Origin of the sequence: Pseudotabrizicola alkalilacus (assembly GCF_003443995.1) — a bacterium.
Taxonomy (GTDB): Bacteria; Pseudomonadota; Alphaproteobacteria; order Rhodobacterales; family Rhodobacteraceae; genus Pseudotabrizicola; species Pseudotabrizicola alkalilacus.
The window spans coordinates 383,145-400,857 of the sequence record NZ_QWEY01000003.1 but is presented as its reverse complement, the minus strand read 5'-3'; the positions used below and the strand labels follow the sequence as shown (position 1 = coordinate 400,857).

Genomic DNA, 17,713 nt, shown 5'->3' with positions numbered 1-17,713 from the left:
CCGCATCGACGACCGCGCCACCCCGATCCACAGCTTCAAACGCCGGATGCGCGAACCCGAAGAAAAACCACGCCCCCGCCCCGGAACCGTCTACAAACTGCGAGACTGGAAGGTCTCGCCGGATCTGTAAGCTGTCAGAACTGGTCAGCCCAGCAGTTGTTTCAGGCCGTTACTGATGCTCTGAACAGCATTGATTTCTCATCGGAAGGGTGTCGGTCTCTTGTGGCCCGCCCGACCGGTGGGGTCGGCAATCACGCTGTCATTTGGGTGACGAATTTGGTGATCAGATAGGCATCAATCGCCTCTGACCCGCCTTCGGTGCCATAGCCGGACTCGCGTACGCCGCCAAAGGGCACTTCCGGCAAGCCAAGACCCAGATGGTTTATCGTGGTCATGCCCGCTTCAATCTCTAGTCCCAGCCGGTGCATGACGTCGCCTGACCGGGTGAACGCATAGGAGGCGAGGCCGAACGGCAGGCGGTTGGCCTCGGCGATTGCCTGATCCAGAGTGGTGAACCGGTTGACGATGGCCACCGGGCCAAAAGGTTCCTCATGCATGATCCTGGCCGACAGCGGCACATCGGCCAGAACCGTGGGCGGAAAAAAGTTGCCCACATTGCCAAGCCGCGTGCCACCGCACATCAGCCGGGCGCCTTTCGCGACTGCATCCGTGACCAGAGACTCCAGCGCTGTGACGCGGCGGTCATTGGCAAGGGGACCGATCTGCACCCCTTCCTCCAGCCCGTTGCCGATGCGCGCCGCGGAAAGAGCGTCGGTAAATCCCGACAGGAACGGGTCAAAAGCCGCATCCTCGACCAGAAACCGGGTCGGTGACACACAGACCTGCCCGGCATTGCGCAGTTTTGATCCGGCGATCAGGCGAATGGCCTTTTCCAGATCGGCATCGGCACAGACAATGACCGGCGCGTGGCCACCCAGCTCCATCGTCACGCGTTTCATGTGCTGCCCGGCCAGTGCCGCCAGATGTTTGCCAACCGGCGTTGACCCGGTGAACGAAATCTTGCGGATCACCGGATGCGGGATCAGATATTCGGAAATTTCGGCAGGCACGCCAAAGACAAGGTTGACCACGCCCGCAGGCACCCCGGCATCGGCAAAGGCGCGCACCAGCTCGGCCGGGCTGGCAGGTGTTTCCTCGGGAGCCTTGACGATGATCGAACAGCCGGCCGCCAGCGCCGCCGCAATCTTGCGGACCGCCTGATTGATGGGAAAATTCCACGGCGTAAAGGCTGCCACCGGGCCGACCGGCAACCTGATTGCCATTTGCAGAACCCCCGGCACCCTGGCCGGGATGATCTGGCCATAGGCGCGGCGGCCTTCTTCGGCAAACCAGTCGATGATATCGGCCCCGGCCAGCACTTCGCTGCGCGCCTCGGCCAGCGGTTTGCCCTGTTCACGGGTCATCATTTCCGCGACCGGCCCCGCTCTTTCGCGCAACAGATCCGCGGCGCGGCGCAGAATGCGGCATCGCTCGAACACGCCCGTATCGCGCCAGACGGCAAAGCCGCGTTCGGCGGCGGCCAGTGCCGCATCCAGATCCGATGTTTCTGCATGGGCAACCTGTCCGATCACTTCGGAGGTCGCCGGATCGGTCACCGCGATGCGGCGTCCGCCCGCCCCGTCCCGCCAGTGGCCATCAATGAAAAGCCGGGTGTCAGGATAGTCTGCCATGGTCGTTTCCTTGCGCTCAGCGTCGCACATACCCCAGAGCGGCAGAGATCGTCTGAGCGGCCTCCATCACTTGCGGCGCGATCAGTTTCAGGTGTTTGCGTTTCACACGGGAATCCGGCCCCGAGATGCCAATAGCCCCCACCAGCTCCCCCGAGCGGCCAAGAATGGCGCAGGCGCAGGCGGCGATACCGTCGCGCCATTCGCCCTGCGGCACCACGGCATAGCCTTGCGCGCGCGCGAGTTCGATGTCGCTGCGCAGCGCCTCGATCGTGGTGCGGGTGGTGGCGGTGTAGGCGCGCAAATGCGGGCGGAACCGTTCCAGATAGTCGTCGGGCATATGGGCCAGCATTGCCTTGCCCGTTGCCACGGTAAAGGCCGGAGCGCGGGCGCCTACACTGGTGTTGGCGCGGATGTGATGCGCGCTTTCGATCTTGTCCAGATAGATTACATCTGTGTCTTCCAGCACGGACAGATGGATCGTCTCGCCGGTCTGCCCGGCTAGAAGCGTCATTGCCGGTCGGGCGATCTTGATCAGGTCCATCCGCCGGATGACATGACTGCCCAGTTCCCAGATCTTGGTCGTCAGCTCATAGCAACTGTTCAACGGCACCTGCCGGACGTAGCCCAGACTTTGAAGGGTCTGCAACAACCGGTGGACGTTGCTTTTTGTCATTGCCAGCTCGGTCGCAAGGTCGCTGACCCCGCGCGGCACCTCGCTGATGGCCAGCGTCTCGATAAGGCGCAGTCCCTTGATAAAAGCTTTGTCCATGAACGATCCGATACTCTTGGTCCGCCGTGGCGGGGTTTGACCCCGGACTATAGCGCGGAAGCTGATGGCCGCGACAGAAACGTAGCGGCCATCATCAGGGTTTATTGCGCCAGAAGGGCGTTCAGCCGTTCCTGGCCATGCTCTTCGTTGGTGGTCGTGCCATTGCCTGACATGGCACCCCAGTAATCCGGGCTCCATTCAATGGCGCGCGACACGTTGGCCGGGTTGTTGGCCCAATAGACGCTCACCGCCGGGTCAGCCGCCTCGAACACCACCGAAGACGGCAGCGCCACCGGGAAATTGGAGGTCAGCTCGGCCGCACGTTCCGGCTCCAGCCGCCAGGACAACAACTTCATGGCGTTTTCATAGTTCGGCCCGTCTTTCGGGATCGAGAAGAAGTCGTAGTAGATAAAGCCCTGGTTCCATTCCACCTCGATCGGGGCGCCGTCCAGCGCCAGTTTCGATGTCGAGCCGGTATAGGCCATGCACATATCTGCCTCGCCATCCAGCAACAGTTGCGGCGGCTGGGCCGAAGTGGTCCACCATTTCGACACATGTGGCTTGATCTCGGCGATCTTTTTCAGCGCGCGATCCATATCCAGCGGATAGAGCTTCTGTTTTTCAACCCCGTCGGCCATCAGGGCGGCTTCCATCACAAAACGCGGCCAGGCGGGCAAGCAGCGCTGGCCTGGGAACTTCTCGACATCCCAGAAATCAGCCCAGCTTTGCGGTCTGTTGTCTTCGCTGTAGACAGAGGTGTTGAAAACCATCCCGACGCCGATCACCTGAAGCGCAACCCCTTTGGGACGTTTCAGATTGTCGGGCATGACAGCAAGGGTCTTTTGTGCCCCTTCCGACATCATGGAATAGTCGATGTCGGCCAGACAGCAATCGCCCAGCAGCTTGGTTTCCTGATCAAAGATGAAGGTCAGATCCCATTCGGTCTTGCCAGCCTCGACCTGCGCCTTGATCCGCGGGCCCGACCGGGCTTCCTGCACGGTGATCACCTTGATGCCGGTTTCGGCCTCAAACGGATCATACATCACCTTGCGCAGCGCCTCGCCATACCCGCCACCGGGGTCTTGCATGATGACCTCGTTGCTTTGCGCCAGCACCGGGGCTGTGCCCAGTGCTGCGGTGACGGCCAGCGCCGACACCATTCCTTGCAGTCTCATCCGTCCAAGCATGACATCTCCTCCTCTGTTTAACTTGGTCTTGCAGTCAGTGCGCCCCGCGCGACCGTCCAAGGACGGGCCGTGCGAGGAATATCCCACCGACGACCAGCACAACCTCCAGCGTCGAGACGACGGCCAGCACGGGGTTCAGCTGATAGTTGATGTCGGCCCAGAGCATCAGCGGAAGCGTCTTCATCCGCGGACTGGACAGGAACAGTGACAGCACCAGTTCGTCGAACGAGTGCAGAAAGGCAAAGAACACCGCTGCCGCCAGGCCGGGCGCAATCGCCGGCAGTGTCACGGTGCGAAAGACGGTCAGCGGGGACGCGCCATGGACGGCTGCGCCTTGCTCCAGCCGCCGGTCTACCGCCTGAAGGGATGCGGCAATGATGACCACCACAATCGGAATGCCGCCGATGGCATGGGCTGCGGCCAGACCAAAATAGGTGCCGACCAGATTGAGATGCAGAAACAGGCTGTAAAGCGACAGGCCCAGCACCACCGGCGGCACGATCATCGGGCTGACCAGCAACAGCATCAGCGCGGATTTGTATCTGATCTCGCTGCGCACGATGCCCACTGCCGCAGTGGCACCCAGTACGACGGCGATCAGCGACGACAGCGCCGCAATGGTCAACGAATTCCAGAACGCGGTCATCCAGTTGGAGTCGGAAAAGAACTTTTCGTACCACTGAAGCGACCAGCCCGGTGGCGGAAAGGTCAGATAGCTGGCCTCGCTGAACGAAATGACGATCACCACCAGAATGGGCAGGATCAGCGAACACAGCACGATGGCACCAAGGATGCGCACCGTCCAGGCTCCGGTGGCGGCAGGCAGCCGCCCCATCAGCCGCAGGATCGGCCAGCCGATGGTATCGGCCAGAAACATTGCGAAACTGCGGCGGCCCGGTCCGGCGACACCGGACTGTTCCGGGGCTGCTCTCTGAACCGGTTCGGCCAGCTTGCCTCCGCCCCAGATGAATTCAAATCCCATCAGCCGTCCGGCGATTCCGACCACTGCCAAGGTGATCAGCAACAGCACGACTGCCAGCGCCTGCAGAAAGCCTTCGCCGGTGATCGAATCAGCTTGCTGCGTGATGTGCATGGCGAACATCTGATCGCCAGGCCCACCCAGAAGCGTGGGCGTGATGAAGAAGCCAAGAGCACTGACGAAAACCAGAAGAAAGCCAGCCCCGACGCCCGGCAGCGTCAACGGCAGCAGCACGCGCCAGAACACGGCCATCGGCCCGGCCCCGCCCGCCAGCGCGGCGCGGATCAGGTTCTGGTCCAGCCGCGACAGGCTGGAATAGATCGACAACACCATCAGCGGCATAAGCACCGCCGTCATTCCCATCAGAACCGTGCCCCGATTGAACAGCAGCGCCAGCGGTTGGTCGTAAATGCCCAGCCATATTGCTGTCTTGTTGATCGGTCCGTTGCGACCGAGCAGCACCATCCAGGCATAGGTCCGGATCAGAATGGCGATGAAGTAGGGCAACACCACAGCCGTTGCGATCATCGCCTGCACGCTGCCCCGGCTGCGCTGAATCAGCAGCGCGGTCGGATAGCCGAACGCGGCGCACAGGCAGGCAACGGTCAGCGCGATCTTCATCGTCCGCACCAGCGATTCCCAATACAGCGGCACCGAGAACACCCGCGCCATATGGGTCCACCACGGGTCGGCAGCCACGCTCACGCGCGCCAGATCAATCAGCGGCAGGACATAGACCACGGACAAGAACAGAACCGCCGGCACCAGAAGCAGCGTCGGCGATCGCATCCACGCGCGCCGTAGCGGCGCTGCATGGGCTGACAGTGGTGTGACGGTCATGACAGCACCCAGCCGTCTTGCGCACCCCATCCGACGTGGATCAGGCTGCCGGTTGCGGGCAATTCGCGCGCAGCGGTATCCGGGCAGCGGATCAGCAGCGTTTCACCGCCCTCCATCACCGCTTCAATGCGCAATGTCTCGCCCAGAAACAGCGCCGATGTCACCGTTGCAGGCGTCGTGCCGGGTTGGGCGGTCTGGTGCAAGGCCATCCGTTCCGGCCGGACCAGAACGGTCACCTTGCCGGCCGCAGGAACATTGCGGGCGCCGGTCTGAAACACATGGCCGGACCGGCTGCGCAGCACGGCCATATCGTCGCGACGCTCCAGCACCTCAGCCTCGATCAGATTGCTTTCGCCGACAAATCCTGCCACGAACCGGCTTTGCGGATGACGGTAAATCTCCAGCGGACGGGCCACCTGGATGATATGGCCCTTGTCCATCACGGCTATCCGGTCGCTCATGGTCAGCGCTTCACTCTGATCATGGGTCACGAACAGGATCGTGCTGCCGATGGCCTGATGCAGCTCGCGCAATTCGATCTGGATCGATTCGCGCAGGCGGCGGTCCAGAGCCGACAACGGCTCGTCCATCAGCACCACACGCGGCCGCATGACGATGGCGCGGGCAATCGCCACACGTTGTTGCTGCCCACCCGACATTTCCGACGGTGCTTTGTGCGCATGTTCTGAAAGCCGCATCATTTCAAGCGTTTCGCCGACGCGCCGGTCAGACGCAGCGCGGTCGACACCGGCCATCCGCATCGGAAAGGCAACGTTCTGCGCCACGGTCATGTTCGGAAACAAGGCATAGCTTTGAAACACCATACCAAAGCCGCGCCGGTGCGTCGGCACATGGCTGATCGGCTTTCCGTCAACCAGAATCTCACCGCCATCAATGCCCTGAAATCCGGCCAGAAGGTTCAGAAGGGTGGTCTTTCCGCTGCCTGAGGGGCCCAGAAGCGTGATGAATTCGCCCGGTTCCACATCAAGGCTGATACGGTCCGCTGCGACGAACGCGCCATATCTCTTCACGACATCGCGTAGCGAAATCCCTGCACCGATGATGTCTGCGCCCCGCGTCGTTCTGGCGGATGGCGCAGTGTTCTTGTCCGGGTCGCGCCACGTCTGGGTCTGTATCATTGCGTCCTCCCATGTGTTCTACTATATAGAACAGCATTCCGTAATTCATTCTCGACTCACTTTTTAACTTGTCAAGATGTTCTGTGCGTCCAAGGCCGGAATGACGGAAAATTTCTCTGACGCACCGCGCAGCATGGCGATTGACAGCGACATGTTGCTCTGCATATCCTTAATTTCAGAATGTTGTTCTATATTATGGAACGTTCGTTTTCTGGTTGGAGGACCGGGGGCGACCGGGAGGGAAAGTCGATGCAAGCCGATCTGCGGGCCATGGCCGCAGGCATACGCCCCGGAATGCGCATCGCGCTGCCGGTGGATTATGCCGGGGTGTCGATGGCGATGACGCGCCCGATGATCGCCCATGGCGCGGGCAGCCTGGATCTGGTTTGTGTGCCGACCGGGGGGCTGCAGGTTGATCAGCTGATCGGTGCCGGTTTGGTCCGCAGCGTGGAAACCAGCGCCGTGTCTCTGGGCGAAGCTGGCGGTGCCCCTCGCTTCAATCAGGCTGTGAAAGACGGGTCGATAGGGCTGCGCGATTCCACTTGCCCGGCGATTCATGCCGGGCTGATGGCCGCACAAAAGGGCAGCCCTTTCGTGCCGTTGCGTGGTCTGCTGGGGACAGATGTGCTGCGCCACCGCGATGACTGGCGCGTGATCGACAATCCGTTTGCCGCCGAGGGTGACCCGATCGTGCTGATCCCTGCCATCCGCCCCGATGTGGCAATCTTTCATGCGGCGATGGCCGACCGCTTTGGCAATGTCTGGATCGGGCGGCGGCGCGAACTGGCCGCCATGGCCTATGCCTCGGCCCGGACCCTGATCACGGTGGAGCGGATTGTCGATCATGATCTTCTGGCTGACGAGATGACAGCGGCGGGCACTCTGCCAGCGCTCTATGTGACCGCGATTGCCGCTGCGCCGCGCGGGGCCTGGCCCTATGGGCTTTGGGGCGAATACACCACAGACACGAACGAGCTGATCCGCTACGCCAAAGCCGCCCGCACCGAAGCAGGATTTGCCGGATACATGGCGCAGGAGGCGGCGGCATGAGTGGGGTGCTGTTGCGCGAAACGCTGATCTTCACGATTGCGCGTTTGCTTGAAGGGGTGCGGATGGTCGCGGTCGGGGCTGCGTCGCCGGTTCCGGCGGCGGGGGCGATGTTGCGGCGGGCGCTGGACGAAAACGAACGTCAGGTGCGGCTGTCGGTTCTGGGTTCGGTAAAGCACAATTTCTTCACCAACGGGTCTGCCGAACTGTTTGACGCCGCCGGTCAAGGTCGGCTGGATGCCTTTTTTCTGGGGGGAGGGCAGATCGACGGGCAGGCCAACGTAAATCTTGTGGGGGTAGGGGATTATCCTGCAAGTACCGTGCGTTGGCCTGGTTCGTTCGGATCGGCCTATCTCTACTTCACCGTACCGAAGGTTATCCTGTTCCGCGAAGAGCATAGCCGGCGGGTTCTGGTGGATCAGGTTGATTTCATATCGGCCCCCGGCGTCAGCCCAGCGGGGGTGTACCGCCCCGGCGGGCCCGTTGCGCTGCTGACCAGCAAAGGCCTGTTCCGCTTTGACAAGGAGCGGCCGGGGTTTATGCTCGACAGCGTACATCCCGGACACACCGCCGCAGACATCGCCGAAGCGACGGGCTTTGCCTATGATTGTCCTGCCAACCCGCCCGAAACCCCGCTGCCCGATGCCGCGGAACTGACGTTGCTGCGCGGGCGGGTGCTTGACGAACTTTCCGAAACCTACCCCGCGTTCGCCGCTGACTGGCGCCGCGATCTGGCCGCGTTCGCCGCCTGAAAGGACACTCTCCCTCATGTTCAAAATCGGTTCTCTGGCCAATCTCAAGGTGATCGACGCCAGCCGCGTGTTGGGGGGGCCCTATGCCGGACAGATTCTGGCAGATCACGGCGCAGATGTCATCAAACTGGAACCCCCTGCCGGCGACGAGACCAGGGGCTGGGGCCCACCGTTTCTGGATGGCGCGGCGAGTTACTTCCTTGGTCTCAACCGCAACAAACGCGGCATCGCGATTGATCTGGCGCAAGAGGCCGGGCGCGATCTGCTGCTTGACCTGCTGGCTGACGCGGATGTGCTGATCGAGAATTTCAAGACCGGCACGCTGGAGCGTTGGGGGCTGGGGCACGAAGAGCTGGCGCGCCGGTTTCCCACTCTGATCCACGCCCGCGTCTCCGGTTTCGGGGCTGATGGGCCGATGGGCGGGCTGCCTGGCTATGATGCTGCCATTCAGGCATTGTGCGGCATCATGAGCGTGAACGGCGAGCAGGGCGGTCAGCCGCTGCGCGTCGGCCTGCCGGTGGTGGACATGGTGACCGGGCTGAATGCAGCCCTTGGAATCCTGATGGCGCTGAACGAACGCAGCCAAAGCGGCAAGGGCCAGTTCGTTGAGGCAAGTCTTTACGATTGCGGCATTTCTTTGCTGCACCCGCATTTGCCCAACTACTATTTGTCAGGTCAGGTTGCGGCGCCTTCGGGCAATGCCCACCCCAACATCTGCCCCTATGACACATTCGCCACCGCGACCGAGCCGGTTTTTCTCGCCGTGGGCAACAACCGCCAGTTTGCGATCCTGTGCCGGATGATCGACCGTCCCGACCTTCCCGATGATCCGCGTTTTGTGTCGAACAGTCAGCGTAATACCCACCGTGATGCGCTGAAGGTTGAACTCGAATCCGCGTTGTCAGCTTTTGACTGCGGCGATCTTTCGGACCGGCTGATCAAGGCAGGCGTGCCCTGTGGTGCGGTACGCCGGATTGATCAGGTGGTGGCGGACCCGCATACGGCGCACCGGGAAATGATTGTGGATATCGGCAGCTATCGTGGCACGGGCAGCCCGATCAAACTGTCCCGCACCCCTGCCAGCTATCGCCTTGCCCCGCCGCAATTCGCCCAGCACACTGCAGAAGTGATGGCCGAACGCGGGCTCGACACCGACCGTTACCGCGACGTGCTGCCGGGGATAGACCCGCTGGCCGCCGCAACCGAAGTGTAAGGAACGACCATGCCCCAACAGCCCCTGACCATTGGCATCATTGGTGACGGCTTCATGCAGCCCGCGCTCTTTCAGAATGCGCTGACCGCCCGGTTGCCAGACCGTGACCTGCACTTCCGGACCAAAGAGCTGGACTGGCCGCTCAAGCTGAAATCGACCAAATTCGATCCCACTCTGCCGGTCGGTGAATTTGTCGGTCGTCCCGAAGATTACTTCGGGTTTCTGGTCGGGCTGGATGTTCTGATCACCCATCTGGCGCCGATCACCGCACAAAGCCTGACCCATGCGCCAGACCTGCGTGTGATCGCGGTATCGCGCGGCGGGCCGGTAAACATTGAAATGGCCGCAGCGCGCGAACGTGGCATTACCGTGGTGAATACGCCCGGACGCAATGCGTCGGCGGTGGCGGAATTCACCGTGGCCTCGCTTCTGGCGGAAACGCGCAATCTGATCCGGGGGCATCTGGCGGTGGCCGACGGCACCTTCGGGCGCGACTTCTACCATTATGCCAATGCCGGTCCGGAACTGTGCGAGCTGACCGTGGGCATCATCGGTTATGGCGACATCGGCACACGTGTCGCGCGGCTTCTGCGTCCGTTCGGGTGTTCGATCCTGATCTATGATCCGTTCAAAGACCTGACCGAAGACGAAATGGCCGCAGGGTTCCGCAAGGCCGATCTGGATGACGTGATGCGCGGGGCCGATGTGATCACGCTGCACCCCCGCGTTACACCCCAGACCAAGGGCATGATCAGCCGCGAGCGGATCGCGATGATGAAGCCCGGCGGCTATATCGTGAACACCACGCGGGGTCAGGTTCTGGACTACAGCGCGCTTTATGATGCGCTGGTGTCCGGGCATCTGAAGGGGGCGGCACTGGATACGTTCGAACCCGAACCGCCGCCGCCTGATTGGCCGCTTCTGAAACTGCCCAATGTCACGCTGTCGCCCCATATCGCCGGCGCGTCGCGCCATTCCGCCACCAAGGCGGCCAGCATGATCGCCGGGGATATTGCCCTGATCCTGGACGGCAAGACGCCGCTTTATCCCTGCACATGAGGTTTGTGATGACCGATGATGAACGCGCCCTGCGCACCGAACTGATCGAGGCATGCCGCAGCATGAACCGGCTTGGCATCAACAAGGGGACAGCCGGAAACATCAGTGTCCGCCATGGCGACGGATTCCTGATCTCGCCCACCGGCATCCCCTATGATCAGCTGACGCCCGAACATGTCGTGGCGATGACCTGGGATGCGACCTTTCAGGGCGATGTGCTGCCCTCGTCGGAATGGCGGTTTCACCGCGATATCCTGCGCGCGCGCCCCGATCTGAATGCAGTGGTGCACACCCATTCCACCCAGGCCACCAGCGTATCAATACTGGGGCATGACATTCCCGCGATCCACTATTCTATTGCCGCCACCGGTGGGTCCAGCATTCGCTGCGCCCCATATGAAATCTTCGGATCACAAGAGCTGGCCGACCGGGTTGTGACAGCTTTGGACGGGCGGCGCGCCTGCCTGTTGGCGCATCATGGTGTGATCGCGGCCCATGTGTCCATTGCACGGGCGCTGGCGCTGGCCGTGACCGTCGAAGAGCTGGCGACGCAATACCTGCTGTGCCTGCCGCTGGGTGCCCCCCCGGTTCTGTCCGAGGCGCAGATTGCCGATGTTCTGGTAAAGTTCAAGACCTATGGCCAGCAGGTGCCGCAGGTTCAGGACGGTCTGCGTCAGGCATCGTGATGAGCGATATCCTGCTCTGCCTCGATTCCGGGACCACAGCGGTCAAGGCGGCTGCCTTTGATGGCCGGGGGCGCGTGATCGCCAGCGCCGAACGCCCGAACGGTGCGCTGCGGCGTGACGGCGCGCGGGTCGAGCAGGATATGACACTCACGCGGGACGAGGCATTTGGCGTGCTGCGGGAGTGCGTGGCTCAGTTGTCCCAGCCTGTCGCAGGGCTGATCATCACCGGGCAGGGGGACGGTCTTTGGCCGGTGGATGCGGCGGGCCTGCCGGTGGGACCGGCGCTGACCTGGCTGGACGGCCGTGCCCGCGCATTGGTGGCGCAAGAAGCTCCGGCTCTGGACGCGGTTCAGGCAATCACCGGCTCGCGCCCCACTGCCGCTTCGGCCAGCTTGCAGCTGCTGTGGTTGCAGCGGCACGATCCGGGCCGCTTTGCCCGTATTGCCCATGCGCTGCGTCTGAAAGAATGGCTGTTCCTGTCCCTGACCGGCCGGGTGATGGGCGAGCCTGCGGCAGCCTTGCCGGTCTGGGGCAGTTGGCGCGCGGGTCAGCTGTCTTCGGGCGTCGAGCAGGCGCTGGGTCTGACGCGCGGGCTGGCGCTGCTGCCCGAGTTCCTGCCGGTTGGCACATGCCGCGCGGGTCTGACCGCAGACATCGGGCTGCCGCCGGGCCTGCCGGTGCTGCTTGGACCGGGCGATGTGCAATCAACGCTGATCGGGTTGGGTCTTGGCAGCCGCAGCGGGGTGGTGCGGGCCTCGATCTTCGGGACCAGCTCCATCCATGCCTGCCTGCACATGGACCAAAGCACCATGGGTGATGCCCCCCCCGGTGCGATGACACAGGCCTTTGCGCTGGGGTCAGGATGGGTGTCCTTTCACCCCAGTTTCAACGGCGCGACACTTCTGCACCATCTTGCCGCCCGGTTCAGCGATCTGCCCGCGCCTGCGCTGCCGCACTATTCCGGCCTGATCCTGCATCCGTTCTTTGAACCAGGGGGGGAGCGCGCGCCCTGGACCGACCCACTGGCCATCGGCGCGATGCTGGGCCTGACTGCCGCAACGACGCCCGCCGAGATTGCCTGGGCGGGGCGCGAGGCACTTGCCTTTGTTGCGAGGCATAGTCACGACATGCTGGGTACCGGGCAGGGCGCACTGTCGTTGGGTGGCGGGTTGGCGGGCGATGAGCATTTCGCCCGCTTTCTGGCCGCAACAACGGGTCACGAAGTGCAACTCAGCCCCGGCACCCAGGCAGGCCTGCGCGGGCTGGCCGCCATCGGGGCAAAGTTCCTGCTGGGCAAAGATGTTGATACCATCGCGACGCAGCTGATTGGTCCGCCGGCAACGACCGTCGGGCCGCAGGACAGCGCCGAGGTTACCCGCTACGCTGATCGCAAATACGCGGTCTTTGTGGCATTGGTCGAAGCGCTGCGCCCGCACTGGCCGGGACTTGCAGAACTTCGGACCGTCGCCGAAACCGCCGAAACCGCTGTCGGGAGATCAGAATGAACGGTGCAGACATCCTGTGTGAAACCCTGCTGGCCAATGGCATCGACACCTGCTTTGCCAACCCCGGCACCTCTGAAATGCATTTTGTCGCGGCGCTGGACCGCCAGCCGCGTATGCGGTGCGTGCTGGGCCTGTTTGAAGGCGTGGTGACGGGTGCCGCCGATGGCTATGCCCGTATGGCGGACAAGCCTGCCGCGACGCTTCTGCATCTGGGGCCGGGGCTGGCCAACGGGTTGGCAAACCTGCACAACGCCCGCCGCGCCCGGACCCCGATGGTCAATGTGGTGGGCGACCATGCCACCGGCCACCTGATCCACGATGCCCCCCTGACTTCGGACATCGACTCGCTTGCCCGGCCAATGTCCCACTGGGTCGGTCGGGCAGAGACGGCAGAGACAGTCGGCGCGCGCTGCGAACAGGCGATCGTTGCTGCGCGCGCGGGTGCGGGCGGCATTTCCACGCTGATCCTTCACGCAGATGCGGCCTGGACGGAAACGCCCTTCGTGAAACCCGTTCCTGTGGCCCGCCCCGAGCTGGCCGGGCCTGATGCCGCACTGACCGGTCAGGCGGCAGCGGCGCTGCGCAGTGGAAGAGCCACGACGATTCTCGTCAGCGGCCTTGCCCTGCGCGAGGCCCAGCTCGACCTGCTTGACCGCATCGCGCAGAAAACCGGTGCGCGTCTGCTGGCACAACAGGCCAATGGCCGGATGCAGCGCGGCGCTGGCCGGGTCGCGCTGGATCGTGTGCCTTATGTGATTGATCAGGCGCTGGCCTGTTTTTCAGCGACCGAACACCTGATCCTGATTGGTGCAAAAGCTCCGGTCGGCTTTTTCGCCTATCCCGGCAAGCCAGGCTCGATGTTGCCAGAGACATGTGATGTGATCGAACTTGCAAGCCCCGATCACGATCTGACCGCAGCGATTGCAGCACTGGCCGATGCGGTCGGCGCTGCCCCCAAAGCCCGGCTGGCGGCGCGGCACCGCCCAGACCTGCCCACAGGCAAGCTGACCCCCGATGCTATCGCCATAGCGCTGGCCGGGGCGATGCCCGACGATGCCATCATCTGCGACGAATCCATAACCTCGGGGCGGGATTTCTTCCGGTCCACCTATGGTGCCGCGCCACATGACTTTCTGCAGCTGACCGGCGGCGCCATTGGTTGCGGCATTCCGCTGGCGACGGGGGCCGCCGTGGCCTGCCCGGACCGCAAAGTGATCGGCCTGCAGGCCGATGGCAGTGGCATGTACACGGTGCAGGGCCTGTGGACACAGGCGCGCGAACGGCTGGATGTGCTGACCATCCTCTTTGCCAATCGCCGCTATCAGATCCTGCACGGGGAATTGCTGAATGTCGGCGCAGGTCCGGCGGGTGAAAATGCGCGGCGCATGCTTGACCTCGAAGATCCCACGCTGGACTGGGTGCAACTGGCCAGGTCCATGGGGGTAGAGGCGGCGCGCGCCGATACGGCGGAAGGGTTCCGCGATCTGCTGCACAGCGCGCTGGCCCGCAAAGGGCCGTTCCTGATCGAGGCCGTGATCTGAGGAGATGCAGCCATGATCCGCCGTGTTCCGCATTGCAGCCATTGGGGCGCCTACACCTTGCTGGTCGATCAGGGCCGGATCGTGGGGGTGGAACCTTTTGTCCACGACCCCGCGCCGTCACCGGTTATTCACTCGGTCACCGAATGGGCCAATCCTGACCGTCGCATCCTGCGACCCATGGTGCGTGAAGGCTGGCTGGCCGCTGGGGCGCAAAGTGACCGGCGTGGCCGGGGCAGCGAGCGCTTTGTGCCCGTCAGCTGGGACGAGGCAACCGATCTGGTTGCAGGCGAGATCCGGCGCGTGGCGCGCGATCATGGAAATGAGGCGATTTTCGCCGGCAGCTATGGCTGGACAAGCTGTGGCCGCTTTCACCACGCCTCGACGCTTCTGAAACGGATGATGAATCTGGCAGGCGGCTACACTGGTCATGTCGATACATATTCCATCGCAGCCGGGCCGGTGATCCTGCGTCATACGCTGGGGGATGAACGGGCTTGTGGTGGTCAGTCCAACACGCTGGACACCATCGCCGAGCACAGCGAAACGCTGGTGATCTTTGGTGCGATGAGCCCGCGCACGGCGCAAAGCGAAGCGGGCGGGATTGGCGGGCACCATCTGGATGGCTATCTGCGCGCCATTGCGGCGCGTGGGATCCGGGTCATTCTTGTCTCGCCGTTCCGCGACGATCTGCCGGATTGGGTCGGGGCGGAATGGTGGCCGATCCGCCCCAACACCGACACGGCGCTGATGCTGGGTCTTGCGGGTGAGATTGTTCTGGCTGGTCGGCATGATGCAGGGTTTCTTGACCGCTGCACCAGCGGATCAGACCAGTTTCTGGCCTATCTGCGCGGCGCGCCAGACGGGCAGCCAAAGACGGCCGACTGGGCCGCCGCGATCACCGGGCTTGATGGGCACGCCATCCGCGCACTTGCGCGGCGGCTGGTGGACACGCGCAGCATGATCACCGCAAGCTGGGCGCTGCAACGCGCGCATCATGGCGAGCAACCGTTCTGGGCCGCCATCGGGATGGCCGCCGTGGCCGGACAGATCGGCCTGCCCGGCGGCGGCATGGGCTTTGGCTACGGCTCGCTGGGCGGGGTCGGCGCGCCCTTCGTAACCGGCAGATCACCCGGCATGTCGCAGGGGCCGCGCCCTATCAGCAGTTTCATTCCGGTGGCGCGGATCAGCGACATGCTGCTGAACCCCGGCGAACGCTACACCTATGAGGGCCAGGACCGGACCTATCCCGACACCCGGCTGGTCTATTGGGCGGGCGGCAATCCGTTCCATCACCATCAGGATCTGAACCGCTTGGCAGAGGCTTGGACGCGGCCCGAGACAATCATCGTGCAAGATCCGATGTTTACTGCCACGGCAAGACGCGCCGATATCGTTTTGCCCGCGACCACGTCGCTGGAGCGCAACGATCTGGCGGGAAACAAACGCTCAGACTTCATCCTTGCCATGGGTAAGGCCATCGAACCATTGGGTGAGGCGCGGTCGGATTTCGATATCTTCAACGCGATTGCCGGAAAGCTCGGCGTTTCCGATGCCTTCAACGAAGGCCGGGATGAAATGGGCTGGGTCCGTCATCTGTACAATGAAAGCCGCGACTATGCCGCGCAGCAGCTGGCGTTCGATATGCCTGATTTTGATACGTTCTGGGCACAAGGCTATGCGGCGTGCCCGGTGCAACGCAACCACACCTATCTGGCCGATTACCGCAACGACCCGGACTCCCACCCACTGAACACCGAAAGTGGCAGGATCGTTCTTGGCAGCGACACGCTGGCCCGACTTGGCTACGCAGATTGTGGTGCCCATCCGTCGTGGATTGCGCCTGCGGAATGGCTGGGTGGGGCGGCGCCGGGGGAGCTTCACCTGATTTCGCACCAGCCGAACGGTCGCCTGCACAGCCAGCTGGAGACCGCCCCGGCCAGTCTTGCCGAAAAGCGGGCGGGGCGTGAACAGCTGCGGCTGAACCCTGCAGATGCCAGACTGCGCGCCATCGAGGATGGTGCCACGGTGCGGCTGTGGAATGCGCGCGGGGCCTGCCTGGCCACCGCCTGCCTGACCGATGCGGTGGCGCGTGGCGTCGCCGTGTTGCCGACCGGGGCGTGGTTCACGCCTTTGGGCAACAGCGGGCTGGACCTGTCGGGCAACCCCAATGTGCTCACGCTTGATATCGGCACCTCTGCCTTCGGGCAGGGCTGCTCGGCCCACACCTGCCTGATCAGGGTCGAGCCCTATGGCAGTGAAGCGCCCGATGCCATCGACACCTATAACCACCAACTGGCAGAGATTATGCCCGTCTGAGGAGGAGACCTCATCCATGACCGACCATGCCATCAGCCGCTTTGCCGTCCCCGCGCTGGACGACATTCCCGAGGACATCCGCAACCGTATTCTGGCGGTGCAGGAAAAATCCGGCTTTGTGCCCAACGTGTTCCTGACCCTTGCGCACCGGCCCGATGAATTCCGCGCCTTCTTTGCCTATCATGACGCGCTGATGGACAAGCCCGGCAATCTGACCAAGGCAGAGCGCGAGATGATTGTTGTTGCGACGTCAAACGCCAATCAATGCCAGTATTGCGTGGTTGCCCATGGGGCCATTCTGCGCGTCCGGGCGAAAAATCCGCTGATCGCGGATCAGGTCGCTGTCAATTACCGCAAGGCCGATATCACGCCCCGGCAGATGGCAATGATCGACTTTGGCATGAAGGTCTCGGCCCGCGCCTACGAGGTGGGGGATGCCGACATGGACCTGCTGAAATCCCATGGCTTTACCGAGGATGACATCTGGGACATTGCCGCCATCTCGGCCTTTTTTGGCATGTCAAACCGGCTGGCGAATGTGACCAGCATGCGGCCGAATGACGAATTCTACGCATTGGGGCGCTGATCATGGCCAAAGGTTACAAGCAGATGCTGGCCGAAGCCGATGCCGTGGTGCAATCGGTGGAGGGCGGTCAGATGGCAGACCGGCTGGACGATGACAGCATCGTTTTCGTCGACATCCGCGACCCGCGCGAGCTGGAACGTGATGGCATGATCCCTGGTGCCTTTCATGCGCCACGCGGTATGCTCGAATTCTGGATCGACCCCGAAAGCCCCTATCATAAACCCCGCTTTGCAGAGCCGAAGACCTTTGTTTTCTACTGCGCCTCTGGCTGGCGGTCGCTGTTGGCGGCGCGCGTCGCGCTGGAGATGGGGCTGGACGCGCGGTCGTTGCGCGGTGGCTTTGGCGAGTGGAAGTCATCGGGCAAGCCGGTGAACGCGCGGGAAAAACACAACGGTTGACCGAC

General features: G+C 63.0%; 15 protein-coding genes. 10 read left to right on the top strand and 5 right to left on the bottom strand.

What is annotated here, in order from left to right; all coding sequences use genetic code 11:
- Positions 1-251: 251 nt before the first annotated feature.
- The 5 genes from D1012_RS08740 to D1012_RS08720 all read right to left on the bottom strand — a co-directional run bounded on the left by D1012_RS08740 (position 252) and on the right by D1012_RS08720 (position 6,605).
- Positions 252-1,691, bottom strand: a complete 1,440-nt coding sequence (locus D1012_RS08740; protein WP_118151229.1) for an NAD-dependent succinate-semialdehyde dehydrogenase — start codon at positions 1,689-1,691, stop codon at positions 252-254.
- Positions 1,692-1,707: 16 nt separating this feature from the next.
- Positions 1,708-2,460 (bottom strand): IclR family transcriptional regulator, encoded by a 753-nt coding sequence (locus D1012_RS08735; RefSeq protein WP_118151122.1) that lies wholly within the window; start codon positions 2,458-2,460, stop codon positions 1,708-1,710.
- 101 nt (positions 2,461-2,561) lie between these two features.
- Positions 2,562-3,647 carry an extracellular solute-binding protein gene (locus D1012_RS08730; protein WP_118151120.1) on the bottom strand — a complete coding sequence of 362 codons (1,086 nt, stop codon included), beginning with the start codon at positions 3,645-3,647 and terminating at the stop codon, positions 2,562-2,564.
- Between the two features lie 34 nt (positions 3,648-3,681).
- Positions 3,682-5,466, bottom strand: coding sequence for an ABC transporter permease subunit (locus D1012_RS08725; RefSeq protein WP_118151118.1), 1,785 nt, complete (start codon positions 5,464-5,466; stop codon positions 3,682-3,684).
- Positions 5,463-6,605, bottom strand: coding sequence for an ABC transporter ATP-binding protein (locus D1012_RS08720; protein WP_118151115.1), 1,143 nt, complete (start codon positions 6,603-6,605; stop codon positions 5,463-5,465). The genes D1012_RS08725 and D1012_RS08720 overlap by 4 nt, the downstream gene beginning before the upstream one ends.
- Before the next feature lie 249 nt (positions 6,606-6,854).
- Here D1012_RS08720 and D1012_RS08715 point away from each other — a divergent pair, with 249 nt between their 5' ends.
- Genes D1012_RS08715 through D1012_RS08670 form a run of 10 tightly spaced genes read left to right on the top strand, consistent with a single transcriptional unit; the run spans position 6,855 to position 17,708 of the window.
- Positions 6,855-7,655 (top strand): CoA transferase subunit A, encoded by an 801-nt coding sequence (locus D1012_RS08715; RefSeq protein WP_118151113.1) that lies wholly within the window; start codon positions 6,855-6,857, stop codon positions 7,653-7,655.
- Positions 7,652-8,404, top strand: coding sequence for a CoA transferase (locus D1012_RS08710; RefSeq protein WP_118151111.1), 753 nt, complete (start codon positions 7,652-7,654; stop codon positions 8,402-8,404). The genes D1012_RS08715 and D1012_RS08710 overlap by 4 nt, the downstream gene beginning before the upstream one ends.
- Positions 8,405-8,420: 16 nt before the next feature.
- Positions 8,421-9,617 (top strand): CaiB/BaiF CoA transferase family protein, encoded by a 1,197-nt coding sequence (locus D1012_RS08705; RefSeq protein ID WP_118151109.1) that lies wholly within the window; start codon positions 8,421-8,423, stop codon positions 9,615-9,617.
- Positions 9,618-9,626: 9 nt separating this feature from the next.
- Positions 9,627-10,676, top strand: a complete 1,050-nt coding sequence (locus D1012_RS08700) for a 2-hydroxyacid dehydrogenase (protein WP_118151106.1) — start codon at positions 9,627-9,629, stop codon at positions 10,674-10,676.
- A gap of 8 nt (positions 10,677-10,684) precedes the next feature.
- On the top strand, positions 10,685-11,362 hold the full coding sequence (locus tag D1012_RS08695) for a class II aldolase/adducin family protein (RefSeq protein WP_118151225.1): 678 nt from the start codon (positions 10,685-10,687) through the stop codon (positions 11,360-11,362).
- Positions 11,362-12,867 (top strand): FGGY family carbohydrate kinase, encoded by a 1,506-nt coding sequence (locus tag D1012_RS08690; protein WP_233517055.1) that lies wholly within the window; start codon positions 11,362-11,364, stop codon positions 12,865-12,867. Before D1012_RS08695 ends, D1012_RS08690 begins: the two co-directional genes overlap by 1 nt.
- Complete coding sequence (locus D1012_RS08685) at positions 12,864-14,408, top strand: acetolactate synthase large subunit (RefSeq protein ID WP_118151104.1); 1,545 nt, start codon at positions 12,864-12,866, stop codon at positions 14,406-14,408. The genes D1012_RS08690 and D1012_RS08685 overlap by 4 nt, the downstream gene beginning before the upstream one ends.
- A 12-nt stretch (positions 14,409-14,420) precedes the next feature.
- Positions 14,421-16,724 carry a molybdopterin guanine dinucleotide-containing S/N-oxide reductase gene (locus tag D1012_RS08680; protein WP_118151102.1) on the top strand — a complete coding sequence of 768 codons (2,304 nt, stop codon included), beginning with the start codon at positions 14,421-14,423 and terminating at the stop codon, positions 16,722-16,724.
- A 16-nt stretch (positions 16,725-16,740) separates the two neighbouring features.
- Positions 16,741-17,310 (top strand): peroxidase-related enzyme, encoded by a 570-nt coding sequence (locus D1012_RS08675; RefSeq protein WP_118151100.1) that lies wholly within the window; start codon positions 16,741-16,743, stop codon positions 17,308-17,310.
- A gap of 2 nt (positions 17,311-17,312) precedes the next feature.
- Entirely contained in the window at positions 17,313-17,708 is a 396-nt protein-coding gene (locus D1012_RS08670; RefSeq protein WP_118151098.1) for a rhodanese-like domain-containing protein, read from the top strand.
- Positions 17,709-17,713: the final 5 nt, after the last annotated feature.

Coding starts and splice junctions, on each gene's coding strand:
- D1012_RS08695 (WP_118151225.1), top strand. CDS start 10,685: ATGACCGATGATGAACGCGCCCTGCGCACCGAACTGATCGAGGCATGC.
- D1012_RS08690 (WP_233517055.1), top strand. CDS start 11,362: ATGAGCGATATCCTGCTCTGCCTCGATTCCGGGACCACAGCGGTCAAG.
- D1012_RS08705 (WP_118151109.1), top strand. CDS start 8,421: ATGTTCAAAATCGGTTCTCTGGCCAATCTCAAGGTGATCGACGCCAGC.
- D1012_RS08715 (WP_118151113.1), top strand. CDS start 6,855: ATGCAAGCCGATCTGCGGGCCATGGCCGCAGGCATACGCCCCGGAATG.
- D1012_RS08720 (WP_118151115.1), bottom strand. CDS start 6,605: ATGATACAGACCCAGACGTGGCGCGACCCGGACAAGAACACTGCGCCA.
- D1012_RS08675 (WP_118151100.1), top strand. CDS start 16,741: ATGACCGACCATGCCATCAGCCGCTTTGCCGTCCCCGCGCTGGACGAC.
- D1012_RS08685 (WP_118151104.1), top strand. CDS start 12,864: ATGAACGGTGCAGACATCCTGTGTGAAACCCTGCTGGCCAATGGCATC.
- D1012_RS08680 (WP_118151102.1), top strand. CDS start 14,421: ATGATCCGCCGTGTTCCGCATTGCAGCCATTGGGGCGCCTACACCTTG.
- D1012_RS08735 (WP_118151122.1), bottom strand. CDS start 2,460: ATGGACAAAGCTTTTATCAAGGGACTGCGCCTTATCGAGACGCTGGCC.
- D1012_RS08730 (WP_118151120.1), bottom strand. CDS start 3,647: ATGCTTGGACGGATGAGACTGCAAGGAATGGTGTCGGCGCTGGCCGTC.
- D1012_RS08710 (WP_118151111.1), top strand. CDS start 7,652: ATGAGTGGGGTGCTGTTGCGCGAAACGCTGATCTTCACGATTGCGCGT.
- D1012_RS08725 (WP_118151118.1), bottom strand. CDS start 5,466: ATGACCGTCACACCACTGTCAGCCCATGCAGCGCCGCTACGGCGCGCG.
- D1012_RS08740 (WP_118151229.1), bottom strand. CDS start 1,691: ATGGCAGACTATCCTGACACCCGGCTTTTCATTGATGGCCACTGGCGG.
- D1012_RS08700 (WP_118151106.1), top strand. CDS start 9,627: ATGCCCCAACAGCCCCTGACCATTGGCATCATTGGTGACGGCTTCATG.
- D1012_RS08670 (WP_118151098.1), top strand. CDS start 17,313: ATGGCCAAAGGTTACAAGCAGATGCTGGCCGAAGCCGATGCCGTGGTG.